This is a genomic window from Pseudomonas sp. B329, from assembly GCF_023127835.1.
GTDB classification, from domain to species: domain Bacteria; phylum Pseudomonadota; class Gammaproteobacteria; order Pseudomonadales; family Pseudomonadaceae; genus Aquipseudomonas; species Aquipseudomonas synxantha_A.
The window spans coordinates 1-441 of sequence record NZ_SPKP01000044.1; the positions used below are offsets into that span (position 1 = coordinate 1).

1 protein-coding gene is annotated in these 441 nt (G+C 56.2%); it reads left to right on the plus strand.

Annotation, left to right across the window (positions count from 1 at the left end; translation table 11 throughout):
- A partial coding sequence (locus tag E4P00_RS29050; protein WP_248132793.1) for an immunoglobulin-like domain-containing protein occupies positions 1-441 on the plus strand: 441 nt, incomplete at both ends.

The following is a 441-nucleotide window of genomic DNA, read 5'->3' on the forward strand; positions in this document are numbered from 1 at the left end:
TGGATAAAAACGGCGCACCGGTGACTAACATCACCAACCCGCTGACTGTCACCCTGGACAACGGTGAGACCATCACCATCGGTGTGAATCAGTCGAGCGGCACTGTTTCGGTCTTGGCACCGGATGACGTCTACAAAGGCGATCAGACCGTCACCACCGCGATCAAGGGTGTGACCGGCGGCGAGCACTTTGAAAATCTGGTTCCAGGTACTACGTCAGTAAACACCACCGTTACGGACACACCGGGTACCGACAACACCACTACCGTGACGCTGACAGCTCCGTCCGAAGCGAACGAAGGTGGTCAAATTACGTACACCGCTACGCTTTCGAATAAAGCGGGCACTGACGTCACCTTGAAGTTGGATAACGGTTCGTCGATCACCATCAAAGCGGGCGACACCGTCGGCACTGTGACCGTGCCTGCGCCTACCGATGATG